The following is a 15,524-nucleotide window of genomic DNA, read 5'->3' as shown; positions in this document are numbered from 1 at the left end:
GCTGGTGGCGAAGTTCGGCGGCGCCATCGGCACGGTGCTGGCGGGAGCGGACATGTGGTGCCGCACGCTCTTCGGCTTCGGCATTGCAAGGCCGCTGCAACACCACAGCGACGCCTCTGCCACCGGGCGGGCGGACCTTTACAGGCCGATCCAGTATCCCAAGCCCGACGGGGTGATCTCGTTCGACCGGCTGACCAGTGTGTCCTACTCGTTCACCAACCACGAAGAGGATCAGCCGTGCCACCTGCGGCTGAAGGATCCGGCGGTGCCGACGGCGATCAACCTGTCGCGCTATGACGGACCCGAGGCGCGCTATTGCCCGGCGGGGGTCTATGAGTTCGTCGATACGGACGGGATGAACCCGCGCCTGCAGATCAACGCCCAGAACTGCGTCCACTGCAAGACCTGCGACATCAAGGACCCGACCCAGAACATCGAATGGGTCACACCCGAAGGCGGCGGCGGGCCCAACTATCTGAACATGTGAGGGGGCGGCGAACCCGGTTCAGCCGGCGTCCGCTGATGATCGTATTAGTTCAGCAAAGCCCCAGCGGTCACCCCAAGGGGCGCGGCCAGCTTCTCAACCACGGTGACCGTGGGATTCCTGCGCCCGCGCTCGATGTCGCTGACATAGGTGCGGTGGATCCCGGCGCGGTCGGCGTAGTCTTCCTGGCTCCAACCCCTGGCCTCGCGCAGGGCGCGTACGTTCCGGCCGAGGCGTATCCGAATATCCACGGCCGCCTAAAGACAGCCATGTCGGCGATCGATCTACAGACGATCAGTGACATTTCGCGTTGACTTGGCGGCCACAGCAAGCATTCGTCATGTTCCTGATAGTCGACAGGTGAACACATGACGCTGGTTCTTCTCAATGACGCGGCCGGGGCTCCGCGGATTGTCCGCCGGGTGCCGGAAGGCGCCGCGCGGCGCGAGGATGCCCTGCGCGATCTGCTGCTCGCCCACCCGGCGATGCTACCGGTCGGGGAGATCGATCCGGGCATCGGACCGCTGGTCCCGGTGGCCCGGGAACTCAACGTCCCCGATGTCGGCCGGATCGATGCCTTCCTGGTCGATGCCCGCGGGCACCTCGTGATCGTCGAGTGCAAACTGTGGCGCAATCCGCAGGCCCGGCGGGAGGTAGTCGGTCAGATCCTCGACTATGCCCGGGCGCTGGCCCGGTTCAGCTATGAGGACCTGCAGCGCGAGGTGTCGCGCGCGACCGGATCGAGCGGCAATGCCCTGTACCAGCTGGTCGCGGCCGGGGCCGGGACCGACGGGATGGACGAGGCGCAGTTCGTCGACCGGGTCTCGCGCAACCTCGCCGCCGGGCGCTTCCTGCTGCTGGTGGTCGGTGACGGGATCACCGAGGGGACCCAGCGGATCGGCGAGTACCTCGTTGCCCAGCCCGGCCTCGCCTTCGATTTTGCGCTGGTCGAGATGGCGCAGTATGCGTGGACCGATGGCACCGGGGCCGAGCAGGTCGTCGTCCAGCCGCGGCTGCTGGCGAAGACCGTGGTGATCGAACGGGCGGTGATCCGCAACGAGGCCAGCGTGGTCATTGCCGACCTGCGCGACGAACCGGTCGCGCCGGCCGGCGAAGGGCGGGGGCGCAAGCTCGATTCCGGCCTCCAGGAGGCCTGGCGCGGCTTTGCCGAGCACTTCCTTGCGGGGATGGTGTTCGACGATCCCTCGCAGCCGCCGCCGCGGATCGGCGGGCTGGGGTGGATGAAGGCCCCGCTGCCGCGCGGGCACTGGCTGACGCTCTACCGGGCCAGCGGCTCGGGCCGGATCGGGGCCTATATCAACCTGCCCGGCAGCGAGGGGCTCGCGGCGTTCGAACGCCTGGCGGCCGACCGCGCGCTCATCGACGAGGAACTCGCCGAGGCCGGGCTGCCGGCTCCGGCCTGGGAGCGCACCGACAAGGGCGCCACCATCACCCTGGCATGGCCCTCGCCGCTGCCGTGGGACGAGGGTGCAGAAATGCGGCAGCGGGACCTGCTGCGCCGGGCCGCCAACCAGCTGGTCAACAGCTTCCGGCCGCGGCTCGAGCAGATCGGCCCGGAGGGATGAACCGGGCGGGCCCGGCGCCGGAGGGGGACGGCTTCCGCCCCCGGCCGGCGCCCATGACGGTGCGCGAACTCACGGAGCTCGGCCGGGTCCGGCTCTCGCGCAGCTTCTTCCTGCGCGACTTTCTCTATTCCGAGATCGCCGCGGTCCACGGGATCGCCAACATTCCCGATGACCCGGACCTCGCCATCGCCGCCGGCACCCGGCTGTGCGAGGACCTGCTCGAGCCGCTGCAGGCCGTCTTCGGCCGGATCGTGATCCGCTCGGCCTATCGCTCGGCCGAGCTCAACGCATTCGGGAACCGGATGACGCTGGCTGGGGGCTATGCCTACAGCTGCGCCAGCAACGAGGCGAACCGGGCCGGGCACATCTGGGACCAGCGCGACAGCGAGGGCTGCATGGGTGCGACCGCCTGTATCGTCGTGCCGGGCTTTCACGACCGTTTCCACGCCCCCGGCGACTGGCAGCGCCTGGCCTGGTGGGTCCACGACCACCTGGCCTATTCCAACATGACCTTCTACCGGACCCGCTTCGCCTTCAACCTGCGCTGGCGCGAGGTGCCGAAGCGCGAGATCCGCAGCCGGGTCGAACCGTGCGGGCTCCTCACCCGCCCGGGCATGCCTGGGCACGAGGGCAACCACGAGCACATCTGGCGGGGGATCCTGCCTGGGGCGGGCTGAGCGGGGGCGGTCCGGAGGCGCCCCCCGTTCTTCCGGTGCCGGTCCAGGCAACCGGCGCGGCCGGTTTCAGCCGCCGCGCCGCTGCGGCACGCCTTTCGGACGATGGCCGCCCTTGGACCGGCGGCGCCCCCCTTCGGGCCGGGCGCGGAGCGTTTCGGAAAAGCGCCGCTGCAGGTAGTCGAGCGCCTGGCTGGTGCTGTCGACCTGATCGTCCTTCACCGTGTTGGGAAATCCGAGCAGTTCCTCGAGATAGGTCCCGAGCCAGACGGCCGCACGCGGCACATGGACCTGCCCGACCTCGAACATCACGGCCCGGGCCTCCATCCGGGCGAGCTTCTCGTACATCGGCTTGATCGCGATCGGGGTGCAGATGCCCGAGGTGCGGCGCAGGTCCTGGACGATCGCCCGGCCGATCCCGTCGTCCTCGACGATGGTGAGGTCGGCCCGGTGGCGGCGGTGCGTCTCCTCGATCGTACGGCGCAGGTCCGGGGTTTCCATCCGCCCGCGGACCACGTCGAGCAGCCAGAACTGGCCCTTGCTGACGCCCCAAACCGTGCCCACCGACCAGTCGGCGTTCTCGGACAGGGTCGAGGCCGTGTCCCAGCTGACCAACGTGAACTCGATCGGGTCAGGGGGCAGGTCGTAGAACTGCAGCCAGCGGCGTTTGACCACGCCGCCCTCGGACGGGACCGGGTGCTGCTGGTACTGCGCCTCGAACGCCAGCAGGCCCATGCTCTGGCGCTTGAGGTCGAGTTCGGCCTGGCCGACGTGGAACTCCTGGAGCAGCTCGCCGGGCTCGCGCACCTTGGCCTCGCCATTGCCGAGATCCCAGACCTCGTGCTCGGTGGCGATGGACGGCATGACCACTTCGTCCCACGGTTCCAGTCCGAGCAGGTGCCCGGCAAGGTCATCGGGGTGAAGCCGCTGCATGACGCAGACGATGGCCCCCTTCTTCGGTTCGTTGAGGCGGGTCGAGATGACCTGGTCGTAGACCGCCTTGACCTTCTCGCGGCTGACCTTCGAATGAATCTCCTGGCCCTTGTTGGGGTCATCGAGGATGATGATGTCAGCGCCGCGCGAGAGGATGCTGCCCTGGATCGAGGTGGCGAGGCGGTTCCCGCCACTGGTCGTGTACCAGTCCATCAGCTTGTTGGTGCGTTCCGGGCGGCATTCGGGGAAGGCCGCCTGGAACCAGTCGCAGCGCATGATCTTGTTGAACAGCTTGGCCTGGGTCTTGGCCACGTCGTTGCTGTAGGTGACGCAGATGATCCGCTTGGTCGGATCATGCCCGAGCAGCCAGGCGCAGAAGGCCACGCTGACGATGTGGGTCTTGAGCGAACGCGGCGGCAGGTTGATCATCAGCCGCCGGATCACCCCCCGCTGCACCAGTTCGAGTTTTGCGGCCAGCACGAGGATGTGCCAGTTCTCGACGTAGGTTGCGGCCGGGTCGACCGTCTCGATGCATTTGGCCACGAAGCTGAGGAAGTGGAGGCGCAGCAGCCCGGCGAACATCTGGCGAAAGGGGTTCATGCTCGGGCCTCCCCGTCCGTATCGTCGTAGGTGTCGTCCTCCGCTTCGTCGGCCTCCTCATCGGGCCCCGGCTTCCGGCTCTGTTTCACCAGCTGAGCCATGAACCGCGCGACGATGGCAAGATCGACCTCGCTGAAGTCGAAATCCTCCTGCGCCCTGGCCGGACGCAGGAACCCCTTGAGCCGCCGGGGATCACGATCATCCAGGGCGCCCTTGATCGAGGCCTTGGCCAGCGCCTTGCCCTTGGGCACGTATTGCTCAACCCCGTTTTCCACGATCCGCATTTGTTCGGCGAGTTCGGCCTCGAGGTAGTCCTCGAAGCTCGGCGCGGGCTTGTCGGGCTTCGCCTTGCGGGGCGGGCGGGGCTGGCCCTTCTTGAACTGCGTCGCAACCGGAGGCTTCCCGTAGCCGACGGGATAGTCACCGGCGCTGCGCTTGGCGGGTTTGCGCTCAGTCATGGTCCGCCTTCTCGTCCCCGAGGTCGAGGCCGAGGCGTTCGGCCGCAACTTCCGCGAAAGTCTGGCCGGTGGCCTCGAGCACGGCATCAAGCCCGAAGCGCTTTGCGGCTCGGCGAAGCGTGACATCGATATAACCGGGATCGATCTCGATCACCCGGGCCCGGCGCCCGGTCCAGTGCGCGGCCAGGACGGTGACCCCGCTGCCGCCCCAGGGATCCAGAATGATCCCGCCGCGGCGCGAGCAGTCGCGCATGAGATCAGCGAACAGGCTGACCGGCTTGACCGTGCAGTGATCGGCCAGGTCCTCGTCGCGGGTCGGCCCGAAACTGTTGCAGCCGGCCTGGACGATGACATTCGAGCGCCAGCGCGCGCCCTTCTCGATCCCGAAGGTGCAGATGTGCGGTGCCGTGCCGGACTTGAATACGGCGATCAATTCGTGCTGGCTGCGGTAGAAGCCGCGCGACGCATTGGTCTTGGACCACACCAAGAGATTTTTGAGTTCGTCGTACTCCGCGCGGCCCGCGGTGAGCAGCTCGCAGGCAAAATGCCATGAAATGAAGGCATAATGGATCGAGCCGTCGATGCTGTAGGCCGCCATGTGGCGGAACGCAGTACGCTGGAAAGCGATGAACTCCTCGCACGACATTTCCCCGCTGGCGAAGGCAAATTCCTTCGCGTCCTTGCGGCTGCTGACATTACCCTTGATGGGCACGTTGAAGGGCCCGTCGCCTACCACCATCTCGGCCAGTTCATCGCCCATCAGCGCGGCGTAGGTTTCCGCCTCGAGCGAGTTGCCGCAGATCACCTTGTGGTGTTCGCCGATGATCCAGGCATCGCCGGGGCGGGTGACCGGTTCGCCGGGCCCCGGTTTGAGGTCCTCGTCATCTTCGTCGCCGTCGGCGTCACCCGAGCCATCGCAGCCCGGCGGCTGACGCAGGGTGATGTCGTCGATTTCCTTGGTCGTGAACCCGGTGACCTCGGGATCGAGGTCGAGATTGAGTTCAACCGAAAGATCGCCGAGCTCGAGGAACTCGAGCCGCAGTTCGGCCTCGTCGAACTCGCCCATCTGCAGCTTGTTGTCGCCGATCCGGTAGAGACGGATCTGCTCCGGGCTCAAATGCTCGATGCGGATCGCCGGAATGGTCTCGTACTTGAGTTCCTTCGCCGCCAGCCAGATCGCCACGCCGGCGATGATGGTCCCGTTCCTGTCGATGAGGATCGGGCGAACGAAGTCGAACTCTTCGAGCGAGGCCTTGAGGGCGGTCAGATGCCGTTTGCTGTAGCGGCGCAGCTTGCGGTTTGGCTCGCGCACCTGGCCGATCGGCAGGTCCTCGACCCGCAGCTTGGGGCGCATATCCATCGTGGCGATCGCCTCACTGGCGAGGCGGAGCTGCGAGGTGGCGGGGCGCGTGCGGCGCCGGACCGGAGGGGTGTGGGGATGCATGAGCAGCCTTTTCCGTAACCCTAAGACGGCGGGCAGGGGAAACGGCACACTCATCCGGAGTGATGAAGGTGCCGGATCCGTGCTGCTCCGTTCCGGGCGGAACGCTGGTATTAATGCTGCTCAGAGCGTCGGGTCTTGGAACGACGCAAGGATTGTGGTAGCAATCTGCTATCAGTGTTGCAAGAGGGAATATCTCGCAAGTTATTGATATTACTTGACGAATGATCTGCACTTTACGGAATTTCCAGGGTCGGAATTGCCGTCACGGTGCAGGAATATTCCCGTGAAACGCGCACGGGAATTTGCCAAAATCGCATTCGCGGCCAGTGCCTTACGAAGGCCGATTGACCGGAAAAGTGGCCAATCAAGCGAAATTCCCGTGAGAATTCCCGTGGGAACGGGAATTCGTCACAGAGACCATTGCTCTCGGTACTGCCCCCACCTCCAACCACTTTCTGGATCAACCGGGCTCTCCAAGTCCCGGCGCGGAAGTGGCGCAATTGCGCGGGAATCTCCCTGTTATGGCATCGCGGAAACGTCTCTGCAGAGACGCAGAATGGGCCTGAAAATGGCCTGATTTCGGCAGAGTCTCTGTGGCGAATTCTGCATCAACGGTTTTGAGAAAACCCGCGTCTCTGCACATTTTGCTCTACGTGGTGGTCGGGGCAGCAAACGCCTGAAATCCTCAACATTGCTGCCGTTCAGCGGCAAATCTGGGCACCCGGAAACCTGCCCTCGGTTCACCGAGCTGTGGGCGAGCATGGATGACTAACAGTGGGACGTTGCTGCCGTTCCCGCACGATGGATTCAATGGCAGGTTCATCGCCAAAATCCGTCGCTCCAGGAACAGTGCGCTGGGCCTGCAATGCGGCTTTAACGGGCCGGACCCGGAAATCGACGCTGACGGATTCGGATGTCAGCTATCCCGTTTTCACGGCTGGAAGCCGACCTTCCGGACCGCCCAACTTTTCAGCCGCTCGGGACTGATGCCGGAGGCCGCAGCTCACAATCTCCAGCAGAAAATAAACCCGTACCGCCGCACCGCGAAACCCCCTTCGATCTGCTGGCAGGAAAGGTCGGCCTCAGCCCCCGCCTGCCTGTGAAATTGGCCGCGATTGCGCGGGCGCCGGCGGAATTTCACGGTATCACCCACGTGGGCCCTATCCGGTACCGTCGCCCTGCTGCCAACTGTGATTGAGCGGGAGGTGCTGGTCCGTCTGGGACCAACCAGAAACACTCAAAGGGTCTTGATCTGGTCCATCGTGGCCAGTCTGCACAGGTCAGGGGCGTCCAGACAAATCACGCCCAGGTCTGCAGCTTCCTCGATGGCATGTCTGGTGAAGCCATTGGTCACTACGACCACCGGTTGGCGATGGAATCGTTGGCATGCTCCCGCAATCTCGCGGATTGTCCTGGCCCCCACCGGCTTTGCGTGCCCCTTGCATTGGCATCCGTATTTCACGGAACCTATCGAGACGAGGATGTCGACGCCGCCGTCGCCGGTGGTCGTAGTAAGTTCCGCATGGCATCCCCGGCGAGTCAGCAACTGGGCAACCGCCTTCTCAAATGGGACGCCGCGCAGGTCCCGCCAGTACTCGATGCCGCACTCGGTTTTCGTGAGAACCCAGTTCTCCAGTGCGGACTGATACCTGGTGGCATTCGGCCGGGCATCGAGAATGGCGGCGCTGACAGGATTGTACCTGAGCAGCGCCGTGATCAATTCCCTGCAGAGCGGCATCCCTAAAATTATAGCCCCGAACGCGTAGAGTACTGGGTGGCTGGAGAGGGTTGCCACCCCAATGATCAGAACGCTGAGACCCAGAAGTGCGAGAACGGTGATCTTCCAGTCGAGGGCGCGGACCTGCTGCTCGAAGACGTCGAGATCGAAATCAGCTGGAAGATCGAACTGTTGCGGCACGGGTTCGGGCGGGGCGCCAATGCCGGCAATGGCCGGCTTGGGGTGCGTGCCCGCGCTGATCGACCGGCCGGATTGAAGCCGCGAGCGCGGCAGGGGGGCGGCCGAACCAAGGGGGTGGCCATGGCCGGCACCTGACGGCGAACCTGGTAAGGGTATACGGCGGGGCTGGACCGGCGGGGATTTTCGAACAGGCAGTTTTTCCCGGTCAGAACGCATCTGTTCCGGTGACTTGCCGTAGCGTTTTCCGAAAACAAACACGAGCGCCTGCTCATCCACCTCCCAGTCATCAGCGGTATCACTGATCGTTTGGGCAAGGTTGGCGCAGCCCCGGCAAATAGCGTCGCGCAGCGCTTCAGCAGCGCTGGAAAGGTCAGGCGGTTCCTTGTGGGGGATCGGCATTTGGCCAAAATACCCGTCGAGTGTTTAAGGTCCGTATGATTGTTAGAGGTATTCGCTTCAGCAAGCATTTTCTGCTGGCTGGATACAGACCGCTCACGTTACGCTGGCTGGAATGTCCGTCGTTGAAGCGTTGACCGAGCCCGACGATCCGCTGGTCGCGTGCTTCCCCGAGCCGATGCATTATCGCTGCTTCGCGCAAGCTGGCTTTCTCCGCCGCCGTCAGGGCTTCATTGCCAGCATCTCGGCGGCCCTGACCAGTGCAGAGATCCGGTCACTCGCCTCGCGCAGTCGGCATAACACTGGACCCAGATCGACGGCCCGATCCGCCCGGGCCGTGACCGCATCGCCGCAGACATCCTCCATGATCATCCCGATCCGGATGCAGAGCTGGGCGATGAGTTCGTTGTCGGTCACGCCCTGACCACGCCATCCCCGTGAGGCGAAGTCCACCCGCAGCTTTGTCGCAGGGCGGGCGTTGGCGTGTCATCCCGCCATGCCCAACATCCGCCGCTGCTCGCCCCAGTCGAGCGGCAGGTTCATTCCGACCAATTCGTCGGGATCGAACCCACGCGGCATGGTTCCCTGAAGCAGGGCCTTCTGGATGTCTGGCGCCAGCAGGCCGATGGCGATCCGCTCCCGGGTCCAGGCGTCGACCGGCGCGCGCATCCTGGCGTGCTGGCCGGGATCGAGCGGCGAAGCGTCGTGCTCCGCCAGCTTGCGATGGGCGACGCGGACGAGTTCGGCCATGTCCGCCGTGTCCTCGCTGTTCCGGTGCTTCCGAACAGAGGGGGCGACGGTCCGCCCCTTGCGACCGGCCGGTATGGCAAGCGTGAACGTCATCCGCCCGTCGCTGAGCGCCGCGTCGGGATCGATCTGCCGCCGAACCCGGTCGAGCAGCGCGTCGGCTGACAGGCTCTCGCTGACGAGACGGGCCGGATCGAGCGTGACCCGTAGTGCGGTCGGCGTGGCCTCGATCCGGGTGATGGCAGCGAAGATCATATCGGGGCCCGTCGGTTCGGGCAGCAGTTCCCCGATGGCTCGGAACAGCAGCGTCTCGATCCGCACGGCTGGGAGGCGGATACCCTGCAGGTTGCCGCCGCTGGTCGCCTTGGCGGTCGGGAGCAGGCACTCACTGACATAATAGCGATAGGTCCTGGAACCCCGCCCGTAACTGAAACTCGGCCGCATCGGCTGGCCCTCGCCATCGACAATCCTGCCGGTGAGCGGACAGGAGCCCGCCCGGGTCTTGCGGGTGTGGTGGCGATGATGGTTGGTGGCAAGCTGGTCCTGCACGGCCTTGAACAGGGCCTTGTCGACGATGGCTTCATGCTCGCCGGCATGGGCCTTGCCGCGGTGGACGATCTCGCCGAGGTAGATCCGGTTCCTGAGGATGTGCGACAGCCCCGAGCAGTTGAACGGAATGCCGCCCTGCGTGTTGCCCGCCCGTGAGGTCCGCCGTTTGGTCAGGATGCCGGCTGCTGTGAGATCCTTGACCAGTGCCGGCAGCGACTTGAGCTCCAGGTAGCGCCGGAAGATGTGCCGGACCGTTTCGGCCTCGGTGGGGTGCGGGAGCAGGACCCGCTCACCAAGGTCATAGCCCAGCGGCACATGCCCGCCCATCCAGATCCCGCGGGCCTTGGACTGGGCGATCTTGTCGCGGATGCGCTCGCCGGTGACCTCACGCTCGAACTGGGCGAAGGAGAGGAGGACATTGAGGGTCAGGCGCCCCATGGAACTGGTGGTGTTGAAGGCCTGGGTCACCGAGACGAAGCTGACCTTGTTCTGGTCGAACACTTCGACGATCCGGGCAAAGTCCATAAGGCTACGGGTCAGACGGTCGACCTTGTAGACCACCACCACGTCGATCCGGCCCTTGCCGATATCCGCCAGCAGGCGCAGAAGTGCCGGGCGGTCCATGTTGCCGCCCGACCAGCCACCATCGTCGTAGAGTTCGGGCAGACATTCCCAGCCTTCACCGGCCTGGCTCAGCACATAGGCCTCACACGCCTCGCGCTGGGCATCGAGCGAATTGAACGTCTGCTCCAGCCCCTCCTCGGTCGACTTGCGGGTGTAGATCGCGCAGCGCAGCCGGGCGCTCACCGCACGTTCTCCTGCCTGAGGCCGAAGAAGCGTGGCCCGTTCCACTGCATGCCGGTGATGTGCTTGGCCACTGACGACAGGCTGCGGTAGGTCACGCCCTCGTAGACCACGCCGCTCTCGATCACGACCACCTCGTGGCGCTGGCCGGCCCATTCGCGGGCGAGGCGCATGCCGGGTGTGGCCGCCAGTTGCACCGGCCCATCGTTCTCGATCATCCGCCGGGTTGCGGCATCGAGCCCGCCGTAGACATCGGCCTGCATCCGCCAGGCCAGCACCCGGCGCAGGAGATCCACCGAGCGGTGGCGGGGAGCGGCGCCGTAGCGCCGCTCCCATTCCTTGCGCAGCCCGGCGAGCGGCATGTCCACCAGCGCGGCGACCTCGCGCGCGACCCTGGTCCGCAGCCGGCTCATGCGGGTACCGCCGCCTCGGCCGCGGCCACCGTCCACACGGTGGTATTGCCCTCGACGTGGCGGGTGATGGCATAGCCGCGCTTGCGCAGGCCGGTCATCGCGGCGCGCACGGTGTGGGCCTGCCAGCCGGTGGCTTCGGTCATGTCCTCGAGGCTGGCGCCCGAGCCTGTGCGGAGCAGCTCGAGCAGGCGTTCGGCCTTGGTGTGGGCGCGGGGTGCGGTGCATTCGGACGCGGAGGTGGCCGCAGCTTCCAGTTCGTTGCTCATGGTGGTTCTCCATGGGAGCAAGGCACCAGCGCCGGCTCCCACCACCACAAGCCCGGATCTTCAGCGACCGGGCGGCAGCGACCTCAGGGGCGGCTGCGATTCACAAGGAACAGCAATGCTCCCGTTCGACCGGAAGTCCAGTCCGTAAGACTATTCGTCGAGTCTTAGCTCCGCGATTTGATGCGCCGTTTGTGGCTGCCACAACATTGGGTTTTCGGAGCAGTCCAATACCCGGATTATGAAGGCTTCGATTGCCTCGGCCAGACCCGATTGGCGCCACAGCTTGTCTCGAAAATCGAGCCGTAAAGAGATGATTACATTGAGAATGGGACATCGCCGCGGTCTAGGCATGGCCAAATGGCAACCGAGGTATGTGGCCATAAAAATATACCAGTTGACACAAGAGTAATATAATCTATCCAGATGTTCCATTCAGGCATCCCAAGCGGGGGCGGATGAGTATGGCTGGTCCAGGTTCCATTGCGAGGCGAGGATTTCTCGACATTCTCGGCGGGTTGGCCGTCGCGGCCCAATTGGAGGGAGTGAGCGGCGAGGCCAGAGCCGCGCCGGTCGACTCAACCGTTGGTGTGGCGCGATTTGGAGGTCGGTCACTTCAATTTACCGACCTGACGCACAAGCTAACACGTCAGTTCAACTTTGATCCAAGCAACCCACGCATCTCAATGGAATCGGTTGATGGTTCAGGCGTGGCGGTCGGCATGAAAATGCATCGCCTTGCGCTGATCGAGCACACCGGAACGCACATTGATGCGCCCAGTCATTTTGGTGAGCAGTTCAAGAGCCTTGGCGAGATTCCGCTCAGCGATCTCGTTGTGCCACTCGTCGTCGTTGACATCTCGGCGAAGGCCGCGAAGTCACGCGATGCTCAAGTCGAGCCTGCCGATGTCCTGGCCTGGGAGCGGCGGCACGGGCGGCTTCCCGATGGCTGCTGTGTCGCGGTGCACTCGGGGTGGGACCCGTTTGCTGAGATGGCGCGCAACCAGGCGGCCCATAGTCATAATTCCACCGGGTTCGGGATCGAAGCCGCGCGCATGCTGGCCGAGAAGCGTCGCGTCAAAGGCATCGCTGTCGACGCCATGACCATCGACTCCGGGCCGAATGTGCCGAGCTATCCGGTCCATCAGTTCTGGCTGCGCAGCGGTCGGTGGGGGATCGAGGGAATTACCAATCTCAGATCGGTGCCGCCGGTAGGTGCCTTGTTGGTGGTCGGTGCGGCTCCGATCGCCGAAGCGACCGGACTGCCCGTCCGGGCAATCGCATTGTTTTGACCGTCTGCGGCCTGCGGGCCGCATCCATGACGTCCGTCGGGCCGCGCCAGCCGCGTCCCGTCAAACCAGAAAAAAATGGGAGAGCGAAATGACTTTGGGGATCATGTTGCGTTACGGCGTGGGGGCAAGCCTTCTCGCTATCTCGGCGGCGGCAAGCGCCCAGAATGCTCCTCCGCCCCCGGCTTCCGAAGAGCAGGCGGCGCCCGAAACGGGTCAGCCCTCCGCGGAACAGATCGTCGTCACCGGTTCGCGCATCCAGAAGCAGGGGTACAGCGCGCCCACGCCTCTGACGGTACTGAATGCGGAGGAACTTGTGCGCAAGGCGCCGAGCAACGTGCCGGATGCGCTCAACCAGTTGCCGCAATTCCAGGGCTCGATCAGCCAGAATATGCAAGCCGATACCGGTGCCTCGAAGGTCCGCTCGGGCAACTATCTCGACATCCGTGCGCTCGGCCCTCAGCGCGTGTTGATCCTGATGAACGGTCGACGGGTGCCGCCCACCAGCAGCAACGGGGCGACGGACGCCAACCTTATCCCCCAGATGCTCATCCGGCGGGTGGACGTGGTGACCGGCGGCGCTTCGGCGGCGTATGGTTCGGACGCTGTCTCGGGCGTGGTGAACTTCGTCCTCGACGATCAGTTCAAAGGGCTCAAGCTCAACGCCCAGAGCGGCGTTTCGACCTATCACGACGCTGCTTCGTACAAGTTCGGCGCTGCCTTCGGCCACGGCTTCATGGATGACCGCGCCCACGTGCTGTTGAGTGCGGAATACTATCATTCCGACGGGATCACCGACCGTTCCTCGCGTTCGACCGCGAGCGGGGAATCGACGCTGAGCGGGATGACCACCGGCGGCCTGGGTACGGCGGTCTCCCCGTTCGTCTATGTCGCCAATGCCCGCAACAACTCTTCGACCTATGGCGGGCTGATCACTTCGGGCGCTGCGGGTCTGGTGAACAACCAGTTCGCCCCCGGCGGCACGCTGCTGCCATTCAACGCCGGGACCGCGATTCCGGGCCGCGCCGGATACGGCATCCTGAGTGATGGCGTGCTGAATCCGACCGTTGGCCGGACCGGCGCCCCGACCCTCACCACCAAGCAATTGTTTGGGCGCTTTTCCTTCGCCCTGAGCGATGCGGCGACTTTCTTCGTCGAGGGCAGCTACAACACCGGCGCGAACACCGACCACAACGCGACCCCGGGTTCGCCCGCGGGAGGCACGGTGATCAGGGCGGAAAACCCGTTCCTCGCTCCGTCGGTCCAGGCGCTGATGACACCCGGCAGCAGTTTCAGCATGGTCCGCGCGTTCCGCGACTGGCCGCTGGACTCCAACGAGCAGAAAAGCAGCAACTTCATCCTCAACGCCGGATTCAACGGCAGCATCGGCAGCAGCACCAAGTGGGAGGTCTATTACACCCACGGGTTCAGCCGCTTCGACACCGCTGCCTACCAGCTCGACAATCGTAAGTACTTCGCTGCGGTTGATGCCGTGCGCAATTCGGCCGGGCAGATCGTCTGCAACATCACGATCACCAATCCCGGCTTGATGAACGACTGCGTCCCACTCAATATCATGGGTGAGGGATCGAGCAGCCAGGCGGCGATCCAGTACGTTCACGGCACTTCGCTTTGGCGCGCGGTCAACGTGATGGACCTTGGCGCGGCGAACATATCGACCGAACCCTTCAGCCTGCCTGCAGGTCCGGTTTCGGTCGCCGTCGGCGGGGAAATCCGTCGTCAGTCGATCGTCCAGACCAGTAACGCCGATCCAGCGATCCCGGCCGACTTTACCGGGATTCGCGGGGCGACCACGACAAATCGCTATGCCGGCGTGAACGTCGGCGTGGGCGCGGGCGCCTACACCGTGAAGGAAGTATACGGCGAAGTCGCAGTTCCGGTGCTTAAGGGATCGGCGATCGGGACGCTAGATCTCAACGGGGCGGTGCGCTACACCAACTACAGCACCAGCGGTTCGGTGACGACCTGGAAGGTGGGCGGCAGCTATGAGCCGGTGCCCGACCTGCGGTTCCGCGCGGTCTATTCGCAGGATATCCGCGCGCCTTCGCTTTACGAACTGTTCGCCGGCAAGCAGCAGACGACCAGCCCGCTGACCGACCGGCACACCAATTCTTCGTCGAACGTCAATGTCATCACCTCGGGCAACCCTGGCCTGACTCCCGAGAAGGCGCGGACGCTGACCATCGGTGCCGTGTTCAGCCCGCGGTTCCTGCCGGGCTTCAACCTCTCGGTCGATTACTACCGGATCAACATCAAGGACGCCATCGCCCAGCCCTTCACCTATATCCAGATGGCCGACCTGTGCGAAGCCTCGGGCGGGACGAACGAGGTCTGCGCGCAGATCAGCCGCCCGCTGCCCTATTCGAACACGACCTCGGCGAATTTCCCGAACGAGATCCGGGTGCAGAACCTCAACCTCGCCCGCACCAAGCTTTCAGGGGTCGACATCGAGGCGAGCTACCGCAGGCCGATGGGCGGCGGGACAATCGGCGTGCGCCTCGTGGCGACACGGATGTTCCACTACTATCAGCAGAACTCCTCGTCTTCGCCGGTGGTCGACTTTGCCGGCAATGCCGATTTCATCCAGGGCTTCTACCCGCTGCCGATGCCCAAGCTGCGCGGCAACCTGGAAATCGCCTATACCAGCAGCGGCCTGAGCCTCAGCGTGCAGGAGCGCTATCTTGGCAGCTTCAACAAGTCCGACCAGTTCGCCTGGATCGACAACCGGGTGCCGGCGACTGTCTATACGGATTTCAACATCTCGCACCGCTTCAGCGCTTCGCCGGGACAGCCCGAACTCTACGCGACCGTCAACAACGTGTTCAACCAGAAGGGGCGACTGTTCCTGATCAGCCCGGTCGCCGGCCTGAACATCCCGACGGCGCGTAGCATCTATGACATCGTGGGGCGCTATTTCACCGTGGGCATCAAGGCCAGGTTCTAGA

At 64.6% G+C, this 15,524-nt stretch carries 15 protein-coding genes; 6 read left to right on the top strand and 9 right to left on the bottom strand.

All coding sequences use genetic code 11. From position 1 onward, the window contains the following. On the top strand, positions 1 to 487 hold a 487-nt coding region (locus tag H7F51_RS18305), incomplete at its 5' end, for a 4Fe-4S dicluster domain-containing protein (protein WP_185665770.1). Positions 488 to 531: 44 nt separating this feature from the next. On the opposite strand, the gene H7F51_RS18300 is transcribed toward H7F51_RS18305, so the two are convergent. Beyond that, positions 532 to 735, bottom strand: coding sequence for a helix-turn-helix domain-containing protein (locus H7F51_RS18300; protein ID WP_185665769.1), 204 nt, complete (start codon positions 733 to 735; stop codon positions 532 to 534). A gap of 117 nt (positions 736 to 852) precedes the next feature. Here H7F51_RS18300 and H7F51_RS18295 point away from each other — a divergent pair, with 117 nt between their 5' ends. Both H7F51_RS18295 and H7F51_RS18290 read left to right on the top strand, forming a co-directional pair. Further along, positions 853 to 2,070 carry a PDDEXK family nuclease gene (locus H7F51_RS18295; RefSeq protein WP_185665768.1) on the top strand — a complete coding sequence of 406 codons (1,218 nt, stop codon included), beginning with the start codon at positions 853 to 855 and terminating at the stop codon, positions 2,068 to 2,070. 53 nt (positions 2,071 to 2,123) lie between these two features. After that, positions 2,124 to 2,747: a hypothetical protein gene (locus H7F51_RS18290; protein ID WP_185665767.1), complete on the top strand. Its 624-nt coding sequence runs from the start codon at positions 2,124 to 2,126 to the stop codon at positions 2,745 to 2,747. Positions 2,748 to 2,813: 66 nt separating this feature from the next. Here the strand turns inward: H7F51_RS18290 and terL are convergent, their stop codons facing one another. The 3 genes from terL to H7F51_RS18275 are packed head-to-tail and all read right to left on the bottom strand — an operon-like array spanning position 2,814 to position 6,179. Then, on the bottom strand, positions 2,814 to 4,277 hold the full coding sequence (terL, locus tag H7F51_RS18285; RefSeq protein ID WP_185665766.1) for a phage terminase large subunit: 1,464 nt from the start codon (positions 4,275 to 4,277) through the stop codon (positions 2,814 to 2,816). Then, positions 4,274 to 4,735, bottom strand: a complete 462-nt coding sequence (locus tag H7F51_RS18280) for a hypothetical protein (protein WP_185665765.1) — start codon at positions 4,733 to 4,735, stop codon at positions 4,274 to 4,276. Before H7F51_RS18280 ends, terL begins: the two co-directional genes overlap by 4 nt. Then, positions 4,728 to 6,179, bottom strand: a complete 1,452-nt coding sequence (locus H7F51_RS18275; protein WP_185665764.1) for a site-specific DNA-methyltransferase — start codon at positions 6,177 to 6,179, stop codon at positions 4,728 to 4,730. Before H7F51_RS18275 ends, H7F51_RS18280 begins: the two co-directional genes overlap by 8 nt. Before the next feature lie 764 nt (positions 6,180 to 6,943). Here H7F51_RS18275 and H7F51_RS18270 point away from each other — a divergent pair. Next, complete coding sequence (locus H7F51_RS18270) at positions 6,944 to 7,282, top strand: hypothetical protein (protein WP_185665763.1); 339 nt, start codon at positions 6,944 to 6,946, stop codon at positions 7,280 to 7,282. 134 nt (positions 7,283 to 7,416) lie between these two features. On the opposite strand, the gene H7F51_RS18265 is transcribed toward H7F51_RS18270, so the two are convergent. From H7F51_RS18265 to H7F51_RS18245, 5 genes are all read right to left on the bottom strand, one after another. Beyond that, on the bottom strand, positions 7,417 to 8,496 hold the full coding sequence (locus H7F51_RS18265; RefSeq protein WP_185665762.1) for a restriction endonuclease: 1,080 nt from the start codon (positions 8,494 to 8,496) through the stop codon (positions 7,417 to 7,419). 219 nt (positions 8,497 to 8,715) lie between these two features. Next, positions 8,716 to 8,910 carry a hypothetical protein gene (locus H7F51_RS18260; RefSeq protein ID WP_185665761.1) on the bottom strand — a complete coding sequence of 65 codons (195 nt, stop codon included), beginning with the start codon at positions 8,908 to 8,910 and terminating at the stop codon, positions 8,716 to 8,718. A gap of 69 nt (positions 8,911 to 8,979) precedes the next feature. Beyond that, the gene (locus tag H7F51_RS18255) at positions 8,980 to 10,596 is read right to left on the bottom strand and encodes a recombinase family protein (protein ID WP_185665760.1); all 1,617 of its coding nucleotides are present in this window, start codon (positions 10,594 to 10,596) and stop codon (positions 8,980 to 8,982) included. Continuing rightward, a complete protein-coding gene (locus tag H7F51_RS18250; RefSeq protein WP_185665759.1) occupies positions 10,593 to 11,006 on the bottom strand; it encodes a DUF2924 domain-containing protein in 414 nt (137 codons plus the stop codon). Before H7F51_RS18250 ends, H7F51_RS18255 begins: the two co-directional genes overlap by 4 nt. Then, positions 11,003 to 11,272, bottom strand: coding sequence for a DUF3489 domain-containing protein (locus H7F51_RS18245; protein ID WP_185665758.1), 270 nt, complete (start codon positions 11,270 to 11,272; stop codon positions 11,003 to 11,005). Before H7F51_RS18245 ends, H7F51_RS18250 begins: the two co-directional genes overlap by 4 nt. A gap of 455 nt (positions 11,273 to 11,727) precedes the next feature. On the opposite strand from H7F51_RS18245, the gene H7F51_RS18240 reads away from it, so the two are divergent. Together H7F51_RS18240 and H7F51_RS18235 are read left to right on the top strand one after the other, a co-directional pair. Beyond that, positions 11,728 to 12,561 (top strand): cyclase family protein, encoded by an 834-nt coding sequence (locus H7F51_RS18240; protein WP_185665757.1) that lies wholly within the window; start codon positions 11,728 to 11,730, stop codon positions 12,559 to 12,561. An 88-nt stretch (positions 12,562 to 12,649) separates the two neighbouring features. Next, entirely contained in the window at positions 12,650 to 15,523 is a 2,874-nt protein-coding gene (locus H7F51_RS18235) for a TonB-dependent receptor plug domain-containing protein (protein WP_185665756.1), read from the top strand. The last annotated feature ends 1 nt before the right edge of the window (position 15,524 follow it).

Origin of the sequence: Novosphingobium flavum, assembly GCF_014230315.1 — a bacterium.
GTDB classification, from domain to species: domain Bacteria; phylum Pseudomonadota; class Alphaproteobacteria; order Sphingomonadales; family Sphingomonadaceae; genus Novosphingobium; species Novosphingobium flavum.
The sequence above is the reverse complement of the archived record's forward strand: the minus strand, read 5'-3'. Positions and strand labels throughout refer to the sequence as shown.

Coding starts and splice junctions, on each gene's coding strand:
- H7F51_RS18240 (WP_185665757.1), top strand. CDS start 11,728: ATGAGTATGGCTGGTCCAGGTTCCATTGCGAGGCGAGGATTTCTCGAC.
- H7F51_RS18290 (WP_185665767.1), top strand. CDS start 2,124: ATGACGGTGCGCGAACTCACGGAGCTCGGCCGGGTCCGGCTCTCGCGC.
- H7F51_RS18245 (WP_185665758.1), bottom strand. CDS start 11,272: ATGAGCAACGAACTGGAAGCTGCGGCCACCTCCGCGTCCGAATGCACC.
- terL (WP_185665766.1), bottom strand. CDS start 4,277: ATGAACCCCTTTCGCCAGATGTTCGCCGGGCTGCTGCGCCTCCACTTC.
- H7F51_RS18280 (WP_185665765.1), bottom strand. CDS start 4,735: ATGACTGAGCGCAAACCCGCCAAGCGCAGCGCCGGTGACTATCCCGTC.
- H7F51_RS18265 (WP_185665762.1), bottom strand. CDS start 8,496: ATGCCGATCCCCCACAAGGAACCGCCTGACCTTTCCAGCGCTGCTGAA.
- H7F51_RS18270 (WP_185665763.1), top strand. CDS start 6,944: ATGACTAACAGTGGGACGTTGCTGCCGTTCCCGCACGATGGATTCAAT.
- H7F51_RS18295 (WP_185665768.1), top strand. CDS start 853: ATGACGCTGGTTCTTCTCAATGACGCGGCCGGGGCTCCGCGGATTGTC.
- H7F51_RS18235 (WP_185665756.1), top strand. CDS start 12,650: ATGACTTTGGGGATCATGTTGCGTTACGGCGTGGGGGCAAGCCTTCTC.
- H7F51_RS18275 (WP_185665764.1), bottom strand. CDS start 6,179: ATGCATCCCCACACCCCTCCGGTCCGGCGCCGCACGCGCCCCGCCACC.
- H7F51_RS18250 (WP_185665759.1), bottom strand. CDS start 11,006: ATGAGCCGGCTGCGGACCAGGGTCGCGCGCGAGGTCGCCGCGCTGGTG.